This window comes from Amycolatopsis sp. NPDC114504, assembly GCF_055633595.1.
This window is the reverse complement of sequence record NZ_JBVKDU010000002.1, coordinates 1,755,261-1,774,812: the sequence shown is the minus strand read 5'-3', so window position 1 is coordinate 1,774,812 and position 19,552 is coordinate 1,755,261. Positions and strand designations below refer to the sequence as shown.

The 19,552-nt window shown below is 71.7% G+C and carries 19 protein-coding genes and 1 other RNA gene; 4 read left to right on the top strand and 16 right to left on the bottom strand.

Features of this window, described 5'->3' with window-relative positions:
• Window positions 1-299 precede the first annotated feature (299 nt).
• From ACZ7PG_RS20490 to ACZ7PG_RS20465, 6 genes are all read right to left on the bottom strand, one after another.
• The gene (locus ACZ7PG_RS20490) at window positions 300-803 is read right to left on the bottom strand and encodes a uridine kinase family protein (RefSeq protein ID WP_470240590.1); all 504 of its coding nucleotides are present in this window, start codon (window positions 801-803) and stop codon (window positions 300-302) included.
• A 37-nt stretch (window positions 804-840) separates the two neighbouring features.
• Complete coding sequence (locus tag ACZ7PG_RS20485) at window positions 841-1,275, bottom strand: DUF2304 domain-containing protein (protein WP_470240589.1); 435 nt, start codon at window positions 1,273-1,275, stop codon at window positions 841-843.
• Between the two features lie 13 nt (window positions 1,276-1,288).
• Window positions 1,289-1,990, bottom strand: a complete 702-nt coding sequence (locus tag ACZ7PG_RS20480) for a glycosyltransferase family 2 protein (RefSeq protein ID WP_470240818.1) — start codon at window positions 1,988-1,990, stop codon at window positions 1,289-1,291.
• Between the two features lie 91 nt (window positions 1,991-2,081).
• Window positions 2,082-4,049 carry a DUF6541 family protein gene (locus ACZ7PG_RS20475; protein ID WP_470240588.1) on the bottom strand — a complete coding sequence of 656 codons (1,968 nt, stop codon included), beginning with the start codon at window positions 4,047-4,049 and terminating at the stop codon, window positions 2,082-2,084.
• A 78-nt stretch (window positions 4,050-4,127) separates the two neighbouring features.
• Window positions 4,128-5,414: a lipopolysaccharide biosynthesis protein gene (locus ACZ7PG_RS20470; protein ID WP_470240587.1), complete on the bottom strand. Its 1,287-nt coding sequence runs from the start codon at window positions 5,412-5,414 to the stop codon at window positions 4,128-4,130.
• Window positions 5,415-5,434: 20 nt separating this feature from the next.
• Window positions 5,435-6,454 carry a glycosyltransferase family 2 protein gene (locus ACZ7PG_RS20465; RefSeq protein ID WP_470240586.1) on the bottom strand — a complete coding sequence of 340 codons (1,020 nt, stop codon included), beginning with the start codon at window positions 6,452-6,454 and terminating at the stop codon, window positions 5,435-5,437.
• Window positions 6,455-6,538: 84 nt separating this feature from the next.
• Here ACZ7PG_RS20465 and ACZ7PG_RS20460 point away from each other — a divergent pair, with 84 nt between their 5' ends.
• Complete coding sequence (locus ACZ7PG_RS20460; RefSeq protein WP_470240585.1) at window positions 6,539-7,633, top strand: UDP-N-acetylglucosamine 2-epimerase; 1,095 nt, start codon at window positions 6,539-6,541, stop codon at window positions 7,631-7,633.
• Between the two features lie 31 nt (window positions 7,634-7,664).
• On the opposite strand, the gene ACZ7PG_RS20455 is transcribed toward ACZ7PG_RS20460, so the two are convergent.
• From ACZ7PG_RS20455 to ACZ7PG_RS20445, 3 genes are all read right to left on the bottom strand, one after another.
• A complete protein-coding gene (locus ACZ7PG_RS20455) occupies window positions 7,665-9,635 on the bottom strand; it encodes a DUF6541 family protein (RefSeq protein WP_470240584.1) in 1,971 nt (656 codons plus the stop codon).
• Between the two features lie 125 nt (window positions 9,636-9,760).
• Window positions 9,761-10,357, bottom strand: coding sequence for a recombination mediator RecR (gene recR, locus ACZ7PG_RS20450; protein WP_470240583.1), 597 nt, complete (start codon window positions 10,355-10,357; stop codon window positions 9,761-9,763).
• A 5-nt stretch (window positions 10,358-10,362) separates the two neighbouring features.
• Window positions 10,363-10,722, bottom strand: coding sequence for a YbaB/EbfC family nucleoid-associated protein (locus ACZ7PG_RS20445; protein ID WP_155549341.1), 360 nt, complete (start codon window positions 10,720-10,722; stop codon window positions 10,363-10,365).
• Window positions 10,723-10,801: 79 nt separating this feature from the next.
• Here ACZ7PG_RS20445 and ACZ7PG_RS20440 point away from each other — a divergent pair, with 79 nt between their 5' ends.
• Window positions 10,802-11,656 carry an N-acetylmuramoyl-L-alanine amidase gene (locus ACZ7PG_RS20440; RefSeq protein WP_470240582.1) on the top strand — a complete coding sequence of 285 codons (855 nt, stop codon included), beginning with the start codon at window positions 10,802-10,804 and terminating at the stop codon, window positions 11,654-11,656.
• Here the strand turns inward: ACZ7PG_RS20440 and ACZ7PG_RS20435 are convergent.
• Window positions 11,641-11,844 (bottom strand): winged helix-turn-helix transcriptional regulator, encoded by a 204-nt coding sequence (locus tag ACZ7PG_RS20435; RefSeq protein WP_470240581.1) that lies wholly within the window; start codon window positions 11,842-11,844, stop codon window positions 11,641-11,643. The two genes, ACZ7PG_RS20440 and ACZ7PG_RS20435, sit on opposite strands and share 16 nt — an antisense overlap.
• A gap of 49 nt (window positions 11,845-11,893) precedes the next feature.
• Between ACZ7PG_RS20435 and ACZ7PG_RS20430 the strand changes: the two genes are divergently transcribed.
• A complete protein-coding gene (locus ACZ7PG_RS20430; RefSeq protein WP_470240580.1) occupies window positions 11,894-12,043 on the top strand; it encodes a hypothetical protein in 150 nt (49 codons plus the stop codon).
• A 283-nt stretch (window positions 12,044-12,326) separates the two neighbouring features.
• Here the strand turns inward: ACZ7PG_RS20430 and ACZ7PG_RS20425 are convergent, their stop codons facing one another.
• Window positions 12,327-14,531, bottom strand: coding sequence for a DNA polymerase III subunit gamma and tau (locus ACZ7PG_RS20425; RefSeq protein ID WP_470240579.1), 2,205 nt, complete (start codon window positions 14,529-14,531; stop codon window positions 12,327-12,329).
• A gap of 44 nt (window positions 14,532-14,575) precedes the next feature.
• On the opposite strand from ACZ7PG_RS20425, the gene ACZ7PG_RS20420 reads away from it, so the two are divergent.
• Complete coding sequence (locus ACZ7PG_RS20420; protein WP_470240578.1) at window positions 14,576-15,427, top strand: spermidine synthase; 852 nt, start codon at window positions 14,576-14,578, stop codon at window positions 15,425-15,427.
• 104 nt (window positions 15,428-15,531) lie between these two features.
• On the opposite strand, the gene ffs is transcribed toward ACZ7PG_RS20420, so the two are convergent.
• The 5 genes from ffs to ACZ7PG_RS20395 form a co-directional block, all read right to left on the bottom strand.
• Window positions 15,532-15,626: signal recognition particle sRNA small type (ffs, locus tag ACZ7PG_RS20415), an RNA gene on the bottom strand.
• A gap of 2 nt (window positions 15,627-15,628) precedes the next feature.
• Window positions 15,629-16,237, bottom strand: coding sequence for a GTP-binding protein (locus ACZ7PG_RS20410; RefSeq protein WP_470240577.1), 609 nt, complete (start codon window positions 16,235-16,237; stop codon window positions 15,629-15,631).
• Window positions 16,215-16,568 (bottom strand): DUF742 domain-containing protein, encoded by a 354-nt coding sequence (locus ACZ7PG_RS20405; RefSeq protein ID WP_470240817.1) that lies wholly within the window; start codon window positions 16,566-16,568, stop codon window positions 16,215-16,217. The genes ACZ7PG_RS20410 and ACZ7PG_RS20405 overlap by 23 nt, the downstream gene beginning before the upstream one ends.
• Entirely contained in the window at window positions 16,568-17,002 is a 435-nt protein-coding gene (locus ACZ7PG_RS20400) for a roadblock/LC7 domain-containing protein (protein ID WP_364378792.1), read from the bottom strand. The genes ACZ7PG_RS20405 and ACZ7PG_RS20400 overlap by 1 nt, the downstream gene beginning before the upstream one ends.
• Window positions 16,999-19,542 (bottom strand): sensor histidine kinase, encoded by a 2,544-nt coding sequence (locus ACZ7PG_RS20395; RefSeq protein ID WP_470240576.1) that lies wholly within the window; start codon window positions 19,540-19,542, stop codon window positions 16,999-17,001. The genes ACZ7PG_RS20400 and ACZ7PG_RS20395 overlap by 4 nt, the downstream gene beginning before the upstream one ends.
• Between the last annotated feature and the right edge of the window lie 10 nt (window positions 19,543-19,552).

The window sequence follows — 19,552 nt, the reverse complement described above, 5'->3', positions numbered from 1 at the left end:
TAAGTCACCGTCCGGTCGGTCAGGAACTCGACGGACGGTCGGTGTGCCCGCCGACACTAGCGGGAACTCGCCCCAGGCTTAAGTACGTGAGGTTACGATCGCGCTACGTGGGCGCCGATTTGACCGCAATGTGTCCGTAAATCACGACAGACTGTGACCATTTGTGGCTGACCACTCCGCCCAGTGCCGGTTCCCTAACTCAGATGGCGGTACCAACGTTAGCCCGGTCGTGTTGACCGAAAGGGCTTCCCTTGATCGATCCGGAACGGCTCGTTCACGGACGGTGACGGATCGGTTCCCTACGAAAGTCGGGTGTCGGCGGCCGCGGCGGTGCCGTCGACGGCGAACCAGCCGCACTCGAACCGTTGCCAGCGGCCCAGTTCGGCGCGTGCGGCCACGCCGTCGCGCGCCACGGTCCGAGCCAGCCGCGAGGCCGCCGGCCCGCCGGAGAGCCAGCAGAGGCGCGAAAGCAGGGGTCTTACCGAAGTGCGGCCGCACGAGACGCCCTCCAGCACCAGGACTTCCGGCACGGGCACCCGGACGAGGTCACCCGGCCGGGGTGCCCCGGCCGCCCAGTCCATCCGCCGGTAAGCGCCTTCGACGCCGTTCGCGAGGGGCCGCAGGACACCCTCGACCAGCTGTGGCCACCAAGAAACCGGGTCATCCCAGGTCGCGAAGGCATCGGTGCTCACCAGCTCGGTCCGGCACCCGCGAGCACGCAGTTCCGCCACAATCCGGGCGGCCAGTGTGGACTTCCCCGCGCCCGACGGGCCGTCGATGGCCAGCAGGCGCACCGCCCCCAACCGGGCGGGCGCGGCGAGCAGGGCTTCGATCAGCGCGTCACTTGCTGACGCGCTCGACCTCGGGAAGTCCTTTGACGTCGTCCGGCGCGGTGGTCCGCGCCTCCAGCACGGCGATCCGGTCCGCCAGCTCGCGCTTGGCGTCCTCGAGCTCGCAGCGCAGCAGCGCGGTCTCCTCGACCGACGTGCGCACCTCTTCCTCCAGGTGCCCGACCTCGGTGGACAGGTGCAGTGACACCAGTGCCAGCACGACGCCGGCGAGGAGGAAGACGAAGTTCGACGGGGTTTCGACCCCGGTCAGCCGGGCGAGGAACTGCGCGGCCGACGGGATCACGGCCAGCACCACGACGCCGACGGCGACGACCAGCCACACACCCGCGTACTTCTCGCGGAGCTTGCGTCGCCGCATCATCTCGATGACGACGAACAGCACCAGGCAGGCGATGACGATGCTGAGGATGCGCCAACCGGCCATCTTCGCAAGCTCCTTATGCCGAGTCGGAGGAGTCGACCGCGGGGCGGCGCCGGACGAGCGCGAGCAACAGCGCGAGGCCGGCCCGGCCCAGGTAGACCGCCGATTTGACGGGTGAGTGGCTGGGCGTGCCGCCCACCCGTTCCCGCATGATGACCGGAATCTCCTTGATGGTCAGCTTGGCGCGGATGGCCATGACCAGCGATTCCACCGTGTCGCCGAGGTACTCGGCCGGGTAGTAGTAGGCGAACAGCCGGATCGCGCGCGGCCCCATCGCCTTGAAGCCCGACGTGACGTCGGTGAGCTTGGTCTTCGCCAGCCGCGAGAACACGAGCGAAAGCACGACCATCGCGTACTTGCGCGGCCCGCTGGCCTTGTAGGAACCCTTGCCGGCGAAGCGGGAGCCGATCACGATGTCCGCGTCGTCCAGGCCGCGCAGCAGGGCGTCGAGCTCGTCCGGGTCGTGCTGGCCGTCCGCGTCCACCTGCACGACGACGTCGTACCCGCGGGCCGCGGCGTACCGGAACCCGGTGCGCATGGCCCCGCCGACCCCGAGGTTCACCGCGAGCCGGGCCACCTCGGCGCCGGCCGCGCGGGCGAGCTTGGCGGTCTCGTCGACCGAACCGTCGTCGACGACCAGCAGATCGCCGTCCGGCAGGGCGCTCTTCACCTGCTGGATGACCGAAGCGACGCTCGCGGATTCGTTCAGCGCGGGCATCACGATGAGCACGCGACGGCTGCTCACAGGGGTCGTGGACACGCGATCACTTTACCTTTCGGCTCTGCGGCGGACTTCCAGCCCCCGCCGGTCACTGGCCGTCACCGGGCGCGGAACCGGGCGCCGCGCCGGACGTGACCACGCCCTGCTGGCCTTCGATCTCGTAGATCGAGGCGCCGGCGTTGCGGTAGACCAGCTTGAAGCTCGGGTTGGTGTCGAGGTGCTGGAGACCGAGGTCCCGCACCGTCGTCGGCGTGACCTTGCCCGCCCCGACGAACGCGTACCGCACCTTCAGGTCGGTGAGCAGTTCGCGCACCTTCGGGTACTTGTCGACGCCGTTGCCGAACATGCTGAGGTAGCCCGCGTCGGTGGCCAGTTCGGCGCCGTAGAACGTCCACTGCGTCGGCTGCACGCCGGCCAGCGCGTACATCCAGACCGAGCCGTCCGACTTGTCGTTCAGCACCCGCTCGCCGGGCGCGGTGTGCGCGGCGAGCCAGCCGAACGCCGCTTCCTCGTCCTTGGTGACCGTCGGCCCGCCGTTGTAGCTGTTCTGCAGCCGGGCGGCGTTGCGGCCGATGTAGCCACCGCGGCTCAGCCCGCCGACGACCAGCGCGAGCACGACGAGACCGAGGACGGTCAGCGTCGCGGGCTTCAGCTTCGGCAGCCGCGGGGCGGCCTTCGCAGCGAACCAGCCGGCCGCGGTGTGGGCGAACTCGCCGAACGCGACGCAGCCGGCCAGCGGCACGAGGGCCGCGACGCGCCAGTGGTCGTTGTAGAACGGGCTGGTCAAGGTATGCACCAGGCCGGTCTCGAGCGAAACCGTGGCGGCGAACAGCCCGCCCAGCACCACGTACGCGGCGACCATCCACAGCATCCGCCGGTGCTTGACCAGCAGGAACACCCCGATGATGGCCGGGATGCCGATCCACCACTGCGGGAAGTCCGCCATCGGCGAGAACGTGATGGTTTCGCCGACGGCGCCGGTGACCGTCGCTTCGGACGACCAGTAGGCGCTGGTCACGCCGCTGGCGTTGTAGAGCGAAGGCAGGACCACCGGAATACCGAACGCGGCGGCCAGCACGACGGTCGCGATCAGCGACGGTGCCGACCGGCTCCAGGTGATCGGCTCCCAGCGGACCAGGACGGCGACGAGGATCAGCAGGAAGTAGACGATGACCACGAAGACGACGCTCGTGTGCAGGCCCGCGAGCCCGGCCACGCCGACGCCGATCGCCACCGGTCCGGCGATCCCGCGCGGCTCCAGCAGGTGCCGCGCGACCGCGAGGATGGCGGGGATCAAGGCGATGCCAGCGACGTACGGCCACAGCGGACCGCGCCACAGCGAGTCGTAGGGGAAGACGGAGAACGAGGCCGAAACCGCGGCGGCCGCGGCGACGCCGATCGGCGGCATCCGCCAGGCGTGGCACATCGCGGCGACACCCAGCGGGACGGTGAGGACCACCGCCAGCGCGGCCAGGTTCAGGGTCGGCATGATCGTCAGGCCGCCCTTTTCGTAAATCAGGGCGAGCAGCGCGTGGTAGGTGTCCGGGTAGAAGTAGTCCGTCTGGCCCGGCAGGTTCGAGATCGTGCCGACGGTCGACGGCCGGGCGTCGCCGTGCTCGGCGATCCAGCGCACCAGGTTCGCGTGGAACGGCGCGTCCCAGCCCTGCTGGACATTGCCGGTGTTCCGGATGCCCCGCAGGAACGTGACGGTGCCGACACCCATGCCGGCGGCGACGCCGAGGCCGATGAGCACGTGGTCGCGCACGCTGCGCGCCGGCCGCTCCGGCTCTTCCCGGTCGGGGTGGCGGCGCCGGGTGAACCGGGACACCGCGAAGGCGAGCCCGAAACCGGCCGCCGAGACCACGAGCGTCCACAGCGCGACGTCGAGCATCGTCCAGCGGATGCCGAACCGGCCCAGCACCGGGATGCCGAGGGCGACGAGGCCGAAGGTGAGCATCGGCGCGGCGGCGGCCAACGTCCAGCCCCGCAGCCGGATCGCGGCGCCGAACACCAGCCCCGGCAACCAGAACGCGAGCAAAACGAGCAGAACGTTCATCGAATTCGCAGTCCAAACCTCACCGGCGCTTCACGCCGTTCCCGTCCCACCAGCGGGCGCATGCCACCTTACTGGCCACTATGAAGACGCTTCAACGGCGCCCGCGGTTGTCGCGGTCCCGTTCTTCGGGGCACGCCGCAGCACGAAAGCGAGCACGACGGCCAGTCCCAGCGCGGGCGCCGCGGCCAGCGCGACGACCGCGCGGAACACGGTGTCGCCGGGCAGGAAGAGCAGGAGCAGCGACGCCGTGCCGGTGACGACGGCCCAGCTGACCAGCACGAGCTTCGCCTGGGTGCGGGCCACGAGCACGGCCGTGAGCAGCTGCATCGGCACCAGCAGCACCGAAGACCACACCAGCCCCGCGACCGACCAGCCGTCGATGTCGTAGCCGGGGCCGCTGACGAACCGCACCGCCCAGGGGCCGAGCCACAGGCCGACCAGCGCACCGAGCGCGGCCAGGGCCAGCGAGGCGAGGGCACCGAGAGCCAGCACGCGGCGCAGGCGGTGGCGCCCCTCTTCGGTGACCGAAAGCCGGACGACGAACGGCACGGCCAGCGACTGGACCGGCCCGATCAGGGTCAGCGGCAGCCGCGCGATGACCAGCGCGGCGAACAGGGAGCCGACGCGGTCGCCGTCACCGCCCGGAGCCAGCAGGCCGACCAGCGCCGGGTAGCCGGTGATGACCGCCGACGTCAGCGCGGCGCCGGCCAGGAGCATGCCCATCCGGCGGCTGGTGACGCCCCAGCCGTCGCCCTCGACGTGCGGGTCGAGCAGGCGCCGGGCCGGCCGGGCGAACAACAGCCAGGCGAACGAGCCCGCGGCGACCGCGATGGCCAGCGAGACGACGTTGTAGGCGACCGACACGAACAGGACGCCGAGGATGAGCGCGCGCACCGCCGGTTCGGCGACCACGAGCAGGGAGAACGCTTTCACCTTGTGCTGCCCGATCAGCAGCCCGCGGGTGCCGAACTGGCAGGCGAAGGCGACCCCGCCGGCCAGCACGATGACCGCCAGCGACCAGTCGCCGCGGAACAGCCGGTCGTTGATCGGCGGGATCAGCAGGGCCAGCGAGAAAACGGCCGCCACGACCACGCCGACGGCGACCGCGCGCAGCGCCGGGCGGCCCGCCTTGCCGCCGTCGAGGGCCGCCACCGCCGACTGGCGGGACAGCTCCTGCTCCAGCGGCGAAAGGGTGCTGCCGAGACCCATCAGCAGGCCCCAGAACGTGACGAAGAGCGCGTATTCCTGCGGCGGCAGCAGACGCTGGCAGGCGACGGTGAGGACGTAGCCGAGGCCGATCGACACCAGCAGCGAGCTGCCGAGACTGCCCGCCGTCGTCCGGCCGTTGCGCGCGCCGGCCTCCACGCCCTTCACCCCCGCGGCACTCATCGACGCCGGAGCCGGGCCCGCACGGCCATGGCCAGTCCACGCAGGACGCCCGCGCCGAAGCCGCCGGCGAACACCGGCAGCAGCTTGGTGACCGCGCGCGCCTCCGGGCCGGTCGCGCCGCACTTCTTCACGACCTCACCGGCCGCGACGGCACCGAGCACGCCGGCGACCAGGGTCGTCTTCGGCTTCTTGGCGGCGAAGACCACGCCGACGGCACCGGCGGCCAGCGCGCCGAACAGCGCGTTGCGGGCCGGGCCGGGCGAGCCGATGTAGGAGTCCACATAGGTCGTACCGCGGAAGTAGGCCTGCTGCGCGAACTTCTTGAACGAGTCGCGGCCGTTGTAGACGGCGGAGAACCCGGGCGCCAGCCAGATCCGCTCGCGCTCGGCGATCCAGCGCAGCATGCGGGTGTCGTCACTCGCGAAGCGGATGTCGTCGAACAGCGACGTGAACGCCGTGATCGATCCCTCGAGAAGCGCGCGGCGGGCGCAGAAAAACGTCGTGCCCTTCGGGTAGACGTCGAATTCCTCTATTCCATACGACGTCAACCGCGGATTCGCGAAGTATTTGCGCCACGGCACCTTCACCAGCCCGGCCATGAACCCGGCGTACGGATTGTGCTCGGAGGCGACGTCGATGTGCCCGTTCCAGACCGCGCGCTCGGGGTGGTCCACGAGCTGGTCGCGCAGGAACGTCAAGCTGCCTTCGTCGACGATGACGCGGCTGTCGAGCAGCGTGATCCACTCGCCGGACGACTTCGCGATCCCCGCGCTACGCGCCTCGAACCGGCCCGAGTTGGCCTGGCTGAGGACGGTGATGCCGTGCCGTTCGCGCAGCTCGTCGAGCCGCGCCGGCGTGGCGTCGGTGCTGCCGTCGTCCACGACGACGACCTCGATCGGCCAGTTCGCCGCCTCGGCCGAGGCGAGCAGTGCGCCGACACTGCGGTCGATCCAGTCCTGCTCGTTGTAGACCGGGATCACGACACTCAGCGAGGGGAGGAGCGGGTTCGCACTCACCGTGCCGAGGCTACCCGGCGGCCCCCGTGGCGGGTCGGCCAGTATCCTTACGCCACCGCACCCGACCAGAAATGGGCCCTCACGGTGATTTCCTTCATCCTCGGCACCACCGCGGAACTGATCAAGATCGCCCCGGTTTACCACGGGATCGTCGAGCGCGGGGTGCGGCCGAAGATCTGGTTCACCGCGCAGCACGTCGACGAGGTCGCCGACGTCCTCTCCGATCTCGACCTGCCGGAGCCGGACCTCTGGTTCGTGCCGCGTGAGAAGGCGCACAACCTCGAGTCGCCGGCGCAGGTGCCGGGCTGGGCCGCCCAGGTGCTGCGCACCGCGTGGGGCCGCCGCCAGGAGCTCCGCGCCACACTGACCGAGGACGGCCGCCCGCCGCTCGTGCTGGTGCACGGCGACACGTTCACCACGCCGTACGGCGCGCTGATCGGGAAGCGAATCCTCAAGTCGCGGGTCGGGCACATCGAGGCGGGCGCGCGGTCGGGCAGCATCCTGTCGCCGCTGCCGGAGGAGCTGAACCGCAAGATCGCCGCGAAGGTCGTCGACATCCACTTCGCGCCGACGTCACGCGAGGTCGCGAACCTGAAGAACACCCGCGGTGTGGTGGTCGACACCGAGGCGAACACCGCGATCGACTCGATGCGCCTGGCGATCGGCCAGCCGCTGGTGGTCGACGTGCCGGAGAAGTTCGGCCTGGCCACGCTGCACCGCTTCGAGCTGCTGTCCCGGGCGGACAAGTACCGCGAGGCGCTGGAGATCCTGCGTGAAGAGAGCCGCAAGATGCCGGTGCTGTACATGGCCGGCGCGCCGGAGCGCGAGAAGATCCGCGCGCTGGACCTCGAGCACCTCTTCGACGACAAGTTCATCATCCGGCCGAAGCTGCGATACCTGAAGTTCCTGCCGGTGGTCGCGCGCGCCGAGTACGTCGTCACCGACTCGGGCGGTCTGCAGGAGGAGTGCGGCTACCTCGGCATCCCCTGCGCCGTGCACCGCCACCGCACCGAGCGCCACGTCGGCATCGGGGCGAACATCGAGCTGACCGAGATGCGCGGCGACAAGCTGCGCACGTTCCTCGGCAGCTACGCCGAGCGCCGCGGCGACAACTGGACGGACAAGTACCACCCGTCCGAGATCGTCGTGAACACGCTGGCGCAGCTCGGCTACTGCTGATCTTTCACCCCGGCGCGCAGCCCCGGAGCCGTCAGCGGTTCTGGGGCTGCGCGCTGTCGCACGCCGGGACGCGGTAGAGCTTGAACGTGCCACCCTGGTCGATCTGGTCGAAGCCCGCCGAGGGAGCCGGGTAGGCGAGGCCGTCCCACAGGTTGCCGCGCGGGACGTCGTTGGTGAGCAGGTACCGCACGGCGAGCCGGTCCGCGATGGCACAGGCCCGCGGGTCGGTCGCCGCCTGGTTCAGGTGGCGGGCCAGGTAGACCTGGTCGCTCGTGATCCGGCCGATGTTCAGCTGCGGGAACAGCACCTGACGGCGGGTCAGCGCCATCACCACCGGGCTGCCGTTGTACGGCATCTGGGCCACGATCGTGCCGGGCTCGGTGCGCTCGGCGATCCGCTTGAAGAGGTCGTACTCCTCCTGGTTCACCAGCGGATCGATCTTGGGGTAGGCGCTCAGCACGCGGTTGCGGTGGTCGAGGACGTTCAGGCCACCGGTCGACACCAGCACCAGCAGGAGCAGCACCGGCAGCGCGACCGCCGTCGCCCGCGCGGCGAGGTTCTGGCGCCGCTCGAGGAAGTTCGCCGAGCCGAGCCAGGACCGGACCGCGGTGAGCACCGCGAGCACCCCGATCACCGCGAGCGGGACCCCGGTGATCGGCAGCATGGCGGCGAGCCGGTGGGAGTCGGTGTACCAAAACCCGGTGAAGACGTTGCGGCCCGTTCCCTGCACCCCCGCGGCCAACACGAAGAGACCGACGGAGATGACGTGCGCGGCCACCAGCCAGCGCCGGGACCGCTGCCGGAAGCACGACACGGCCCCGGCGATCACGAGCGCGGCCAGTACCCAGCCCGCGCCACGGCCGTTCGTCGCCCCGGTCAGTGCCTCGCCGAGCGCCTGCGACGGCGACTCGATCGGCTTCACGTCCGCGTTCATGGTCCCCGCGAACACCCCGGACTTGACCACGACGAGCCAGTACACCGGCGCGGCCAGCACGATCGGCGCGGCCAGCAGGCCGGCGCGCAACCGGTCACCGCCGCGGTACCGCCGCAGCGACGCCCGGGCGAGGCCGAGGAACAGCAGCGGCAGGGCGATCGCGGCCAGGGTGATCACCGCGTTGGGGTGCGCGATGGTCACGGCCACGGCGAACGCCGGCGCGAGCAGCCACGCCCGGCCGCGGCCGATGGCGTCGTCCTTGGCCAGCTTGGTCACCGAAAGCAGGGCGGCCAGCGCGGCCGGGACGAGCGAGAGCCCCAGCAGGTTGGGCCAGAGGATCCCCCAGCCGAGCATCTCCCAGGGGAACGCGCCGAAGGCGAGGCTGAGCAGGCCGGTGACGCCCAGCGCGAGCTTCGAGGGCCCGGCGAGCTGGCGCATCAGCAAGAGGCAGCCCAGCGGCCAGACGACCAGGGCGATGGTGACCGACAGGATGTTCGCCGCCGCCGGCACCGAGTTGCCGCTGATCATGACGAACAGCGAACCCAGGTCGTGCCAGGCGGCCGGGTAGAACCCGTGGGCGCGGCCCGGCACGCCGAGGGTGTCGATCATGAACGTGGAGGCGTCGCGGGTGTTGAGGATGTTCGCGATCGCGTTGTAGTGGAACGACGAGTCGTCGGTCTGGACCAGTTCTTCCGGACCGCGGATCGACAGCCGGACCGCGAGGGCGCCCAGCAGCACGGCGACGGCGAGACCGGCCGCCGAAGCCCCCACGACCGGCCAGCTGTCCCCGGGCACGGCTTGCGGCAACCGTTTGCGCAACGGCACGACCACGGCGGCGAGCACCAGCGCCAGCCCGGCGAAGACGACCAGCACGAGCAGCGGCGACCAGGCGAGACCGAGCTTCGACGCGGCGATGGCCGTCAGCACCACCACGGCCGTCACGACGACCGGGGCGAGCGCGACGGCCGTCAGGCGGCGCAGGCCGAGCAGGTAGGTGATCGGAAGTCCCGGCAGGACCAGCAGCACCCCGCACAGCACCACGCTGGGCACCGCGTCAAGCCAAGCCATGGCGGAGCTCCTCGCTCATCGGATGAAGGCGCGCGTCGTGCGGACACACATCGAACGCTCGCGCGACCCCCGATCGGCAAGCCGGACGGATTTTTTCACACGCTGACCGGCGCACGGGTACTGGGCTAGAGCGCCCGCCGTCCCGACAGCGCGCGGCCGAGGGTCAGCTCGTCCGCGAACTCCAGGTCACCGCCCATCGGCAGCCCCGACGCCAGCCGCGTCACGCTCAGGCCCGGGAAGTCACGCAGCATCCGCACCAGGTACGTCGCCGTCGCTTCGCCCTCGGTGTTGGGGTCCGTCGCGATGATGATCTCGCTGATGTCGGCTTCGCCGATGCGCTTGAGCAGCTCGCGCATCCGCAGCTGCTCCGGCCCGATGCCCGACAACGGGTCGAGCGCGCCGCCCAGGACGTGGTAGCGGCCCTTGAACTCGCGCGTGCGCTCGACCGCGAGGACGTCCTTCGGCTCCTCGACCACGCAGATGACCGTGAGGTCGCGGCGCTCGTCGCGGCAGATGCGGCACTTCTGCTGCTCGGAGACGTTGCCGCACACCTCGCAGAACTGCACGCCCTCCTTGACCTTGCCGAGGACCTCCTGCAGCCGGGAGATGTCCGCCGGGTCCGCGGCCAGCAGGTGGAACGCGATCCGCTGGGCGCTCTTCGGCCCGACCCCGGGCAGGCGCCCGAGCTCGTCGATCAGGTCCTGGACGACACCTTCGTACAAGTTCGTCAGCCGCCGAAGCCGAGGGCGCCGAGGTCGGGCATGCCGCCACCGCCGCCGAGACCGCCGGCCAGCGGGCCGAGCTTCTGCTCGGTGAGCTTCTGCGCGCTCGCCGACGCGTCGCGGACCGCCGCCACGATCAGGTCGGACAGCGTCTCGACGTCGTCCGGGTCGACGACCTTCGGGTCGATCTGGAGGCTCTTCAGCTGGCTGTCACCGGAGACGGTCGCGGTGACCAGCCCGCCACCGGCGGTACCGGTGACCTCGGTGTTGGCAAGCTCTTCCTGGGCCTCGACGAGCTTCTGCTGCATCTGCTGGGCCTGCTGCATCAGCTGGGAGATGTCGAAGCCGCCGCCGGGTTGCACCATGATCGCACTCGGTCCTCTCTGCACGCCTGTGTCGTCCGCCAGGGTAGTCGCGCCACGGGTGGGCTCGGGTTGTGGCACCGTGGTCGCCGTGCGACGCGCGATTGCCCCTCTGCTGCTGGCCGGTGCCCTGCTGCTCACCGGCTGCGCCGAAGACACCCCGGCAGCGCCGGCGCCCGCTCCCGTGACCACCCGGACGGTCACGCCGACGCCGACGACCGTGACGCCCGCCGCGTCGTCTTCGCCGTCGCTCCCGCCGCCGTCGGCCGCCGCGCCGCCGGTCGGCTCCGGCAAGGTCGTCGTCCTCGACCCCGGCCACAACGGCGGCAACGCTTCGCACCCGGCGGAGATCATCCGGCAGGTGCCCGCCGGGCGCGGGCAGCGCAAGCCGTGCAACACCACCGGCACCTCGACCAACGCCGGCTACCCCGAGCACGCGTTCACGTGGGACGTCTCCCAGCGGGTCGGAGAAGCGTTGGTGAGCAAGGGAATCCGCGTCGTCTACACGCGACAGAACGACACCGGCGTCGGCCCCTGCGTCGACCAGCGGGCCGCGATCGGCAACACCGCGAACGCCGACGCCGTCATCTCCATCCACGCCGACGGCTCGACCGCCGCTGGCGCGAACGGCTTCCACGTCGCGTACTCGTCACCGCCGCTGAACGCCGCGCAGGGCGAGCCGTCGACGCGGCTGGCGCAGGTCGTCCGCGACACGCTGCGCTCGGGCGGCTTCAGCACGTCGAACTACATCGGCGGCAACGGCCTTTCGGCGCGCACGGACCTCGGCGGACTGAACCTCTCGACGCGGCCGTCGGTGCTCGTCGAGTGCGGGAACATGCGCAACGCGGCGGAAGCGGCCCGGATGACCAGCGAAGAGGGACGCCAGCAGTACGCGTCCGCCATCGCCGCGGCGATCGAGGCCTACCTGGCTTCCTGAGCCTCGAGGACGGCTTCGCCGTGGCTCGTCGCCCATTTTGTGAGGACGCCGATGGGCCCGACGAGCGTCTGCCCGAGGGTGGTCAGGCAGTACTCGACGCGCGGCGGGGCTTCGGCGTACACGCGGCGGTCGACGAGGCCGTAGCCCTGGAGCTCGCCGTGGCGCCGGGGACCGCGGCTGAGTGCCATGGGTACCAAGGTACCGAGCGGTACCCATCGGATTCCTAGTCTCGGGGGTATGGAACTTCCCGAAAGCAGCCACCGCCTGTTCGAGCGGCCGTTCAACGCGGTGCTGACGACGATCAACCCGGACGGCTCACCGCAGACGTCGATGGTCTGGGCCAGCCGAAGTACGTGCTGGGCAACCAGGGCTCGCCGACGGCGGTGATCGTGCGGATCACCGCCGACCGGGTCACGGGCATCGGCCCCTGGGCCACCTGACCCCGGCCTCTGGTCAGGCGAGCGGGCGGGCGCCGAGGTGGGCGGCGATCGCGCGGATCACCGCCGACCGGGTCGCGGGCATCAGCCCCGGGCCCCGCCGACCCTCGGTCAGTCGAGCGGGCGGGCGCCCAAGTAGGCGGCGATCGTGCGGATCACGGCCAGCCCTCGGTCAGTCGAGCGGGCGGGCGCCCAAGTAGGCGGCGATCGCGCGGATCACGGCCGCCCCATGGTCAGTCGAGGGGGCGGGCGCCGAGGTGGTCCGAGATCAGCTTGCGGGCTAGCTCGTCCGGGTCCTGGTCCGGCGGCGGTGGGGGCGGTGGCGGGGCGGGGCTGGCGTCCTCGTTGTAGAGGTCGTCGTCGTCCTCGTCGGCGGGTTCCGGGGGCAGCGGGATGTCCGGCTCGGACGTGGCCACCCGGGGCCGGACCGGGGCGGCGGCGGGCGCCGGCGCGGGCCGGGTGGGCGCCGGGGCCGGGGCGGGCGCCGCGGCGGCCGGGGCCGCGGACTGCCGGGTGAACGACCGCTCCGCCGCGGGCGCCGCCTGCTGCGCGCGTGCGGCCGGTGCGGCCGGGGCGTTGCCGTGGACGCAGCGGACCTGCCAGTCGCCACCCACGACGTCCGCCAGCGCGCCCGCGATCTTGCGGGCGTTGTCCTGGTCGGACAGGCGACGGGCCAGTGGCTCGGACTTGTGGGTGAGGGTGAGGGCGTGCCCCTCGACGGTCGCCACGGTCGCCTGGGTCAGCATCGCCTCGAGGCTCCGGCCGCCGGTGAACTTGCGCAGGGCCGTCATGAGCTGCGGCCAGACGTTCCGGATCGCGGCGGCGTCCAGGCCGCCGTCCGCGGTCGCCGGGGCGGAACTGACGGCTTCCGGCGCGACGGCGGCCGCCGCGGCCGGGGCGGGCGTGCCGCCGCCCGGGGTGCGCGGGGTTCCCCAGCCGCTGTCCGAGGACTGGGGTGCCGAGTTGCCGACGCCCGAAGCCGGAGCGGCGGTGGCTGCGGCCGGAGCCGAGGTGGCAGCGGCGGCCGTGCGCGGAGTTCCCTCGCCATCCGCGGGCTGGCCTGCCGCCGGCGCGCGAGTTCCCGAGCCACCGTCAGCGGCCTGACCCACGGGAACCGGCTCAGCAGCCGCGGGCCGGGCAGCCGGTTCAGCTCTCGCCGGCTCCGGGGCCGGCGCCGGATCGGCCGAACCCGGGCGCTGCGACGGACGTGAGAACCGCTCCGACGCCGCCCGCACCGGCGGCTCCACCCCACCCTCGGCAGGCGCTCCGCCTCCAGTGGCCAGCGTCGCTCGGCGCTCCAGCCGCTCGATCCTGGCCAGCAGCGCGTTCTCCGCCTCCGTCACCGACGGCAGCAGCATCCGCGCGCACAGCAGCTCGAGCACCAGCCGGGGCGAGGTCGCCCCGCGCATCTCCAGAAGTCCATTGTGGACGATGTCCGCGTACCGCGACAGCGTCGCCAGGCCGATTCGCTCCGCCTGCGCGACCATCCGCGACAGCTCTTCCTCCGGCGCCGACACCAGCCCGCCCGCGGAGTCCGGCACCGCGCGCAGCAGCACCAGGTCGCGCAGCCGGTCGAGCAGGTCCGTCGCGAACCGGCGCGGGTCGTGGCCGGCCTCCGTGACCTTCTCGACCGTGCCGAACACCGTCGCGGCGTCCTCGGTCGACAGCGCGTCCACCATGTCGTCGATCAGCGCGACGTCCGTGACACCCAGCAGCGCGACCGCGCGCGAGTACGAAACGCCGTCCGGGCCCGCGCCGGCGAGCAGCTGGTCGAGCACCGACTGCGTGTCCCGCGCCGAACCACCGCCGGCCCGGATGACCAGCGGGTACACCGCCGGCTCGACCTCGACGCCTTCGGCCGCGACGTTGCTCTCCAGGAGCGCGCGCATCGCGCCCGGCGGGATCAGCCGGAACGGGTAGTGGTGCGTCCGCGAGCGGATGGTGGTCAGCACCTTGTCCGGCTCGGTCGTCGCGAAGATGAAGATGACGTGCTCGGGCGGCTCTTCCACGATCTTCAGCAGGGCGTTGAAGCCCTGCGTGGTGACCATGTGCGCCTCGTCGATGATGAACACGCGGTACCGCGACTCCGCCGGCGCGTAGAACGCCTTGTCACGCAGCTCGCGGGCGTCGTCGACACCACCGTGGCTCGCCGCGTCGAGCTCCGTGACGTCGACGCTGCCCGACCCCTCGGGAGCGAGCGCCTTGCACGAGTTGCACTCGCCGCACGGGTCCGGCGTCGGGCCCTTCACGCAGTTCAGCGAGCGCGCCATGATGCGCGCGCTGGAGGTCTTGCCGCAGCCGCGGGGGCCGGAGAAGAGGTAGGCATGGTTGATCCGCCCGGCGGACAACGCCGTGCGGAGGGGTTCGGTCACATGCTCCTGACCGACTACCTCGGCGAACGTAGCCGGACGGTACTTGCGGTACAGCGCGAGAGCCACGCCGCGAGACTACCGGGGGCCACCGACAACTAGGCTCGCCGGTCGTGGCGCGTGCGCGAAAGCCTGGTCCCGCGGCCGGGCGGTACCCGGTCCGGTTCGGGACGGCGGAGCTCCGCCGCGACCTCGACCGCGGCAACGCCTGGCTGGTGTCGGTGGACGGGGTCGCCCAGTCGTACGTCGACCTCGACGAACCGGCCAACCTGGAGTTCGACTACGTCCGGCGGTTCGGCGACGTCGTGGACCAGCTGCCCCCGGGCCCGCTGGACGCGCTGCACATCGGCGGGGCGGCGTGCACGCTGCCGCGCTACGTCGCGGCGGCTCGCCCGGGGTCGCGGCAGCTGGTGTTCGACGCCGACGGCGAGCTGGTCGAGCTGGTCCGCGCGCAGCTGGGCCTGCGGGTGCCGGGCCTGCGCGTCCGGGTGACGGATGGCCGCGAAGGGCTGGCCACGAGACGCGAGGACACGGCGGACCTGGCGGTGGTCGACGCGTTCGAGCGCGCGACCCTGGCCGGCGGCCTGGCCACCCTGGAGGCGACGCGCGCGATCGCGACGATCCTGCGTCCGGAGGGGATCTACCTGGCCAACATCACGGACGGCTCGGGGCTCCCGTTCGCCCGCCGCTTCCTGGCGACGCTGCGCGAGGTGTTCCCCGAGGTCCTGCTGCTGGCGGACCCGGCGGTCCTGAAGGGCCGCCGGTTCGGCAACCTGGTGTTCGCGGCCTCGGCGTCGGACCTCCCGACGGCGGAGATCACCCAGCGAACGGCCTCGGCGGCATTCCCGGCCAGGTGCGTCCACGGCGCGGAGCTGCGAAAGCTGGCCGGAAGGGCGGCCCCGATCACGGACGAGGACCGCCCGCCGTCGCCGCAGCCGCCGGAAGACGTGCTGGGCCTGTTCTGAGCGGCAGACCCGCGAGGCCGTGAGAGAGGCACCGTGGGGTCCGGGGGCTCGGCCCCGGGGAACAACGACGGAGTCGAGCGAGGGGCGGAAGCCCGAGGCAGAGACGAAGGGGACCCCGCGCACCCGTCAGAGCCTGCTTATCCTTGCTGCCTTCCGGCCCTGGGGAGGTTCACAGGGTGGACGCCGCGCGGGGTCCGAGGATCAGTGTAGCGAAGTACCCGCGGCCGCCTGGGCACGGGCCTTCTTGAACGTGTTGTGCAGGACCGCCAGCAGGGCGTCCCGCACCGAAAGCTTCTGCCGCGCGTCGAACGTGATCAGCGGGACGTCCTCGCTGACCGCCAGTGCCCAGCGGATGTCCTCCAGGTTGTGCCCCAGCGACCCGTCGAACATGTTCACCGCCACCACGAACGGCAGGCCCGCGTTCTCGAAGTAGTCGACCGCCGGGTAGCAGTCGTCCATGCGGCGGGTGTCCACGATCACCAGCGCCCCCAGTGCGCCGTGGACCAGGTCCTGCCACATGAAGCCGAAGCGGTCCTGGCCGGGCGTGCCGAACAGGTACAGCTTCACCTCGTCGTCGATCGTGATGCAGCCGAAGTCGAGGGCGACCGTCGTCGTGGTCTTGCGCGGGACGTGGCCCGTGCGGTCCACCGAAGCCGCGACCGACGTGATCGCCGCCTCCGTCGTCAGCGGCTTGATCTCCGAGATGGACGACACCGCCGTCGTCTTGCCGACGCCGAAGCCGCCCGCGATGACGATCTTGACCGGGGCCGGTGGGCGGGCCGCCGGTTCAGTGAATGGCTTCGAGTCCACGAATGACCCTTTCGATCATGCCGAGATCGTGTGAGGTGTGGTTCGCCGGCCGCCGGACGACGACGTAGCCCTGCTCGGCGAGGTCGGCCACCAGCACCCGGGCGACGCCGATGTGCAGGCCGAGCATGGCGGCCACCTCGGCGACCGACACGGTGCTCCGGCAGAGGGAGACGATCTCCTGCCGTTCGAACGTGAGCTTCGGGTGCGACGCCGCCCCGAGGCGGGACGTCATGACCTGCGCCTCGATCTCGAGGCTCTGGTCGACCGGCTGGGCGCGCCCCGAGGTCATCAGGTAAGGCCGCAGCAGCGAAGTGTCCGGCTCTTCGGTCATCACGAACCTACGGTGTTCTTGAGCTCCTCGATCAGGCCCGGCGTCAGGACTTCGGTGGCGCGGTTGGCGAACATCGCCATCTCGTAGGCGATCGTGCCCAGGCTGGCCTGCTTGTTGGCCAGCACGCCCAGCGAGCAGCCGATGCTGATGGTGCAGACCAGCAGGTACCCGTGCTCCAGCTCGATGATCACCTTGTCGGGCGAGCCGAGCGGGTGGCTTTCGGAGACACCGTGGGCGAGGCCGAGCATGGCGGAGGAGATCGCGGCGAGCCGGTCGGCGTTGGACCGCTCGAGCTCCGAGGACACCGCGATCAGCAGCCCGTCGGCCGAGACCGCGATGGCGGCGATCGCGCCGGCCGTGTGCTGTGCGAAACGGCTCACCAGCCAGTTGAAGTTCTGGGCTTCGACGCTGACACCAGCTGCGGGGATGCTCATTTCCTGCTCTCTTCTCGTGCGTCCATTTCCAGGTGTTCCGCCGTCACCACGTCCGCCTTGGCGAGGCCGGCGGCGAACGAGTCGAACGCCGCTCGCTCGGCCGCCGGGTCCCGCCTGCCGCGGCTCACGACGGCACGGGCGGGCGGCCGGCCCGTGGCGGTCACCGGCTTCAGGCCCGGGGCGAGCTGGGCACCGGGGACCCGGCGGACCAGGCCGTCCCGGGCTTCGGCGGCCACCGGGGCACTTTCGCGTGGAGGTGCCGGAGCGGCGGCCCGGGCGAAGGCGTCCTGGAACCCGTCCATCGCGGCCTTGGTCGCCTCCGGGTCGTGCCGCGGTCCTGGCTCCGGCGACACCGGCGCGGTGGTACCCGGGCTCGGCAGCTGGGCCCCGCGGACGCGCCGCTTGAGCCCGCCCCGGCTCGCCGGCTCTTCCGGCTCGGCGTCGGGCCACACCGGGTCCCGCTGGTCGAACCAGAGGAAGCCGTTGCGGGACCCGAGAAGCGCCGGGATCGCCGGCGAAGGCAGTTCGACCGGACGCACTGAGTCCGAAATGGACGCCGCGGCCGCCACCGCGACGGCCTCCGCGGGACGCGCCTCGGGCACGGCCTGAGCCGGGATCACCGGCTTGACCCGCATCACCGAGCGGTGGCTGAACAGCGACGGCGGGATCGTCAGCCGCGCGGTCACGCCGCCGGTGCTCGGCGTCGCGAGCAGCTCGACGCCCAGGTCGTGGCGCCGCGCCAGGCGGCCCACCACGAACAGGCCGAGCACGCTGGTCGGCGCCAGCTCGAGCCGTTCGCGCTCGACGAGCCGCCGGTTCTCCTCGGCCACCTTCTCCGCGGTCATGCCGATGCCGTGGTCGACGATGCTCACCAGGCAGGAGCCGTCGGCGAGGAACATCGTGTCGACCTCGACCGCCGAGCCCGGCGGCGAGAACGACGTCGCGTTCTCCAGCAGCTCGGCGAACACGAGCACCAGGTCGGCGCCGAAGGACGAGGACAGCAGGATCTCCGCGACGACCCCGAGCTTGACGCGCTGGTAGTCCTCGATCTCGGCGAGCGCGGACCGCAGCGCCGTGGACAGCTCGATCGGGCCGGCGATGCGCGTCTCGTCGCGGGTGCCGGACACGACGAGCAGGTTGTCGGCGTTGCGGCGCAGGCGGGTGGAGAGGTGGTCGAGCCGGTAGAGGCTGGCCAGCAGCCGCGTGTCCTGCTCGTCGCGCTCGACCTCGTCGATCAGCGCGAGCTGGCGGCCGACGAGGTTCTGCGTGCGCTTGGCGACGTTCGCGAACATCAGGCTGGTGTTGCGCCGGGTGAGCGCCTGCCGTTCGACCAGCTCGGCCGCAGTGGTCTGGACCCGGTTGAACGCCGCCGCCAGCTCGCCCAGCTCGTCGCTCGAGACGACGTCGATGGTGGCCAGCCGCGGGACCTGCGCCTCGGCCTCCTCGGTGTCGGTCACGCGGACGAGCTCGGTGCCGGCGAGGTCGGCGACCGACGTCGCCGCGGTGGTCAGCCGCCGCAGCGGCCGGGCGATCGAGCGGGACACCGCGACGGCGAGGAAGGCGACCAGCAGGAACAGCAGGCCCGCGCCGACGCCGACCAGCCACGCCAGCCGCGTGCCGGCGTCCGCTCGCCCGGTCGCCGCGTCGGCGATCTCCCCGGTGACCTTCTCCTGGACCAGCTTCCGTTGCCCCGCTTGGCGTTCCGACGCCGCGAGGACGTCGGCGAGGTACTGGCTCGTGCCCGACGTGGTGCGCGGGGCGTCGACCTGGCCGGCGAGCTCGTTGATCCGGCGGCCCGCCTCGCTCTGCTCGACGTTGACGACCAGCGCGGACTGGTCGCTGCCGCCCAGCTGGACGAACCGGTCGGTGAAGATCGGTGCCTGCTGGGTCGCGTCGTCCAGGATCGACCGGCCGGCCTCGGGCGACACCGCCGTCACGATCAACGCCATGCCGCGCAACGAGTTCTCCTCGTTCGCGCGCAGCAGCGCCTCCAGCGCGGTCAGCTCCCGCGTGCCTTCGGCGTCACTGGTGAGCTGCGGGACCAGCCGCAGTGAATCGATTACCGCGCCGATCACCGCGTGGTAGGTGCGGGCGACGCTGTCGAGCGCGACACCGCGGCGCTGCGCGTTCTGCCGCAGCTCGTTCAGCGAGCCGATCCGGGTCAGCGCCGCGGAAAGCTCGTCCGGAGCGTCGGCACCCAGCGACGCCCGCACGCTCTCGACCGCCGTGTCCACCGCCTTCTGCTGCTGCAGCATCTGGTCGGCGGGCGTCGACGGCGTCGCGACGTACGCGCCGGTCAGCAGCCGTTCACGCTGCAGCTGCCAGACCAGGCCACCGAGCTGCTGGGTGTGCCGGGCGACCGTCGCCGACTGCGTCGCGGCCACCGCGCTGTTCGCCTGGGTCAGCACGAACGGCACCGACACCAGCACCACCGCCACCAGCGGGGGCAGGAGCAGCAGGTTCAGCTTGCCGCGAATGCCGAGCCTGGACAGGATTCCCCCGCCACCGGCCCGTTCCACGGTCGCCTCGCCGTGCCTCATCCCCACACCT

Excerpts from the sequence above, each read along its gene's own strand:
- ACZ7PG_RS20485 (WP_470240589.1), bottom strand. The coding sequence starts at position 1,275 with ATGGCCGGTTGGCGCATCCTCAGCATCGTCATCGCCTGCCTGGTGCTG.
- ACZ7PG_RS20480 (WP_470240818.1), bottom strand. The coding sequence starts at position 1,990 with ATGCCCGCGCTGAACGAATCCGCGAGCGTCGCTTCGGTCATCCAGCAG.
- ACZ7PG_RS20475 (WP_470240588.1), bottom strand. The coding sequence starts at position 4,049 with ATGAACGTTCTGCTCGTTTTGCTCGCGTTCTGGTTGCCGGGGCTGGTG.
- ACZ7PG_RS20455 (WP_470240584.1), bottom strand. The coding sequence starts at position 9,635 with ATGGCTTGGCTTGACGCGGTGCCCAGCGTGGTGCTGTGCGGGGTGCTG.
- ACZ7PG_RS20445 (WP_155549341.1), bottom strand. The coding sequence starts at position 10,722 with ATGGTGCAACCCGGCGGCGGCTTCGACATCTCCCAGCTGATGCAGCAG.
- ACZ7PG_RS20435 (WP_470240581.1), bottom strand. The coding sequence starts at position 11,844 with ATGGCACTCAGCCGCGGTCCCCGGCGCCACGGCGAGCTCCAGGGCTAC.
- ACZ7PG_RS20430 (WP_470240580.1), top strand. The coding sequence starts at position 11,894 with ATGGAACTTCCCGAAAGCAGCCACCGCCTGTTCGAGCGGCCGTTCAAC.
- ACZ7PG_RS20405 (WP_470240817.1), bottom strand. The coding sequence starts at position 16,568 with ATGACCGAAGAGCCGGACACTTCGCTGCTGCGGCCTTACCTGATGACC.
- ACZ7PG_RS20400 (WP_364378792.1), bottom strand. The coding sequence starts at position 17,002 with ATGAGCATCCCCGCAGCTGGTGTCAGCGTCGAAGCCCAGAACTTCAAC.
- ACZ7PG_RS20395 (WP_470240576.1), bottom strand. The coding sequence starts at position 19,542 with ATGAGGCACGGCGAGGCGACCGTGGAACGGGCCGGTGGCGGGGGAATC.